General features: G+C 52.9%; 1 protein-coding gene, 1 pseudogene and 1 other annotated feature. Of the genes and pseudogenes, one reads left to right on the plus strand and one right to left on the minus strand.

Annotation, left to right across the window (positions count from 1 at the left end; translation table 11 throughout):
* Positions 1-219 precede the first annotated feature (219 nt).
* Positions 220-864, minus strand: coding sequence for a tyrosine-type recombinase/integrase (locus NH344_RS18125; RefSeq protein ID WP_269061854.1), 645 nt, complete (start codon positions 862-864; stop codon positions 220-222).
* 154 nt (positions 865-1,018) lie between these two features.
* Between NH344_RS18125 and NH344_RS18130 the strand changes: the two are divergent.
* Positions 1,019-1,451: pseudogene (locus tag NH344_RS18130) on the plus strand (transposase); the annotation flags it as partial.
* Positions 1,294-1,410, plus strand: a sequence feature (AL1L pseudoknot). It overlaps the preceding pseudogene by 117 nt.

Consider the following 1,451-nt stretch of genomic DNA (forward strand, 5'->3'; position numbering starts at 1 on the left):
GGAAATCGGCGGGTAATGGGCGAGGGCCCTGGTGGAACGCCGGAGCCTCGCACATGAATCAGGCCCTACCTAGAAAGTGGTTTTATGATCAGGGCCTGATATCGATACTGGATACGGTAAGATGGCTTAAACGTTCTGCATGAACCGCCGTGGTACGGAACCGTATGCCCGGTGGTGTGAGAGGACGGGGGAGGTGACTCCCCTTCCTACTCGATTGGGCTATATGATTTTGCGGACGATATCGCCTAGTCTCGCAGGGTCACCAGCACAGAGCTTTTTAACCGCTTCAAGTGACTCGATGCCCAATATCTCGCTAATGTGTCGCAGATCAATCCCCCTGCGCTTTAGCTTCACAGCCAGTGTGCGCCTACCAGACTGAGCGCTTGCGCCTTCTATCCCTGCCTGATCAAAGAGCCGTGTAAAAATGCGGCTGAGCTGTGTAGCGCTGTAGTATGTCTTGCCGCCCCTGCGTTTTGCGCTAAGCTTCAACCCTTCCCCGGTGCGGCCAGATACAAACAGCGGCGACTCTGGATCAAGCCCGCGATAAGCTGCCTTACGGGTGGTAATGCCATGCCCACGCTCTAGCCGTTCGGCAAGGTGTGCGTCGATGGCATTAGTAAGTTTTTTGTTCGTCCAGCACAGTGGGCGAGTCTTTTGATTGTACGCGATAGCTGCTCTGACCTCTGAATCACGCTTAACTGTGCCATCCTCCTTGAGATAGTCATGCACCCGCAGACGACTCAGCTCAGTTACGGTCATGCCGGTACCAAAACATGCCAGCAGTAAAGCCGAATCGCGTAGGCCATTCTCGGTGCTGCTAATGCGGGCTACCTTTACGGCATGTTCAAGTTGGCCGTCTTCCATAATCTATAGCAGCACTGGTATAGACACGGCCAGCAACCTATGCACTTCAGGCTTTCCAGGCTCTACTGTCATTGTCCATATGGATACAAGTTATATATGGACATTGAACCGCCCCGGCTTTACCGGAGACTCCATATCTTGAGAGGATGGAGTTATGAACTCACCAAAACGATATTCCCCAGAAGTCCGGGAGCGAGCTGTTCGATTAGTCCTTGAACAGCAAGACGAATACCCGTCCAAGTGGGCGGCGATCTGCTCCATTGCCAGCAAGTTCGGTTGTACACCAGAGACTTTGAGAGCCTGGTGCAAACGCACAGAACTCACGCAGGAAAACAGCTCGGTTAACCTGTCTGAACATGAACGACTCAAGCAGCTAGAGCGTGAAAACACCGAATTGAAGCGTGCCAATGAAATTCTCCGTAAGGCGGCTGCTTTTTTCGCCCAGGCGGAGCTCGACCGCAAACCCAATTGATGGTGTCATTTATCGACGAGCATCGTGCTCAGTTCGGGGTCGAGTCGATTTGTAGTCAACTGCCAATCGCCCCATCGACGTATTACCACCACAAGGCACTTGAAGCTGATCCTGA

This window comes from Halomonas sp. Ps84H-12 (assembly GCF_024124725.1).
GTDB lineage: Bacteria > Pseudomonadota > Gammaproteobacteria > Pseudomonadales > Halomonadaceae > Vreelandella > Vreelandella aquamarina.

Excerpts from the sequence above, each read along its gene's own strand:
- NH344_RS18125 (WP_269061854.1), bottom strand. The coding sequence starts at position 864 with ATGGAAGACGGCCAACTTGAACATGCCGTAAAGGTAGCCCGCATTAGC.